General features: G+C 44.4%; 2 protein-coding genes. Both read right to left on the reverse strand.

The window, feature by feature from the left end:
• Positions 1 to 13: 13 nt before the first annotated feature.
• Positions 14 to 1,234 (reverse strand): c-type cytochrome biogenesis protein CcmI, encoded by a 1,221-nt coding sequence (gene ccmI, locus BCT81_RS21405; RefSeq protein WP_102425762.1) that lies wholly within the window; start codon positions 1,232 to 1,234, stop codon positions 14 to 16.
• Positions 1,234 to 1,632, reverse strand: a 399-nt coding sequence (locus BCT81_RS21410) for a cytochrome c-type biogenesis protein (RefSeq protein WP_102425763.1), incomplete at its 5' end; no start/stop codon positions are given. The genes ccmI and BCT81_RS21410, both read right to left, overlap by 1 nt.

Raw genomic sequence — 1,632 nt, forward strand, 5'->3', positions numbered from 1 at the left:
TGCAAAATGATGATTAATATTGCTTATTGATATTAATGGTCACAGGTTCACCCAATTCAACCACTTCACTCTCACCGTACCAATCACCATCGCGAGTTGAAACGTTACCATCTGTATCAAGCCTAGCTCTAACCATCAGAGTTTCAAGACTAGACAGCTTTTGACCTTGCATCATGCTGTTACCATCATCCAGTACAACCGTGCGAGGGAAAGAACCTAACGGGTAACGAGCTGCAGCGATAGGCATTGGCGAACCATCCGCTCGGTGTACAGAGACAACTAGCACTGAGTTAAGATCCGCGTTCACATCAGCAGACAGATCAAGTGTTACTGCAACACTCTTGCCTTGATCAACACCCATCGCGTCACCCATTTTCTTCTGAGCACTTTCGATGCTGCGAGAAAGCATTTCGTAACGACTGTCTTGTGGACCGATCATCTGCTGCATGATGCTCCAGTACTTAACCGCACCTGGGTAATCTTGACGCTCAAATGCATCGAATGCGAGTAGCGAGAACACACGAAGATCAACGTAATCGTTTTGAACCAAACGACTTAGAAGCAAGCGAGCTTGGTTTTGCTCTGCCTCATCTGGAGACAACATCAGTGCTTGTGCAAAACCAAGTTGAACGTCTTCGTCCTTAGGCTCTAGCTTATAAGCACGCTCCATCGCATCAATCGCAGTTTGTGCATCACGGTTAGCCAGCGCGATACGACCTAGTAGCAACCAACCCGTTGAATCTTTTGGTTGGTAATGCAAGCGAGTACGTAGTGCTAGTGTCAAATCTTCAAGTTCATCATCAGTTAGCGTACCACCTTCTGATGACATTAGCTTTTTGGATAGCTCAGGAAGGTTATTGCTGACCTCTTGCCAATGTTGAACCTTGTCTAGCGCACCAAACTTAAAGTACATACCGTAGGTAACTGCAACAACCAAAATGATTGACGGAACAACCACGCCAAGCGTCGAGATATGAGTCTTTTTCATCTCTTGCTTAGCAGGAACATCATCAAGCAGAGATTGTTTCAAATCAGCGATCAGCTCCTGTTGGTTATCAACAAGACCTTCTTCTGCTTCTACTTCTAACTCATCAAGGCGATCTTTGTAGAATGCTTTGTTCAATTCATCGCGAAGCACATCATCGTTGTTTGCCTTTTTATTGATAAAAGGCAGAACAATCATCAAGATTGCCGCTAGCGAAAGAATAATGGTCGAAACCCAAAATAGAGTCATTACTGTTTATCTCCGTCGTTCTCTTCGTCGAGTAACGCTTTTAAACGTGCTTCTTTATCTGCATTCCAGTCTTTATCTGACTCTGTTGCCGCTTGTGATTTTGACTTTCTGCTTCGTAAAATGATCAAGCCAAATCCAAACACAACCACTGCAAATGGACCAATCCAAAGGATAGACGTCGCAAGTGTTAGTGGCGGATTGTAAGTCACGAAGTTACCGTAACGAGCAATCATGTAATCGATGATGTCTTGCTTCGACTTACCATCTTTTGTCATCTCGTACACTTTTTGACGCAAGTCGACCGCTAATTCAGCATTCGAGTCACCAATCGTGTTGTTCTGACATTTAGGACAACGCAGCGTGTTGCTCAGCTCTTTAAACTGCTGTTCTTGGTCAGC

The sequence above is a fragment of the Vibrio sp. 10N.261.52.A1 genome (assembly GCF_002876325.1).
GTDB classification, from domain to species: domain Bacteria; phylum Pseudomonadota; class Gammaproteobacteria; order Enterobacterales; family Vibrionaceae; genus Vibrio; species Vibrio chagasii.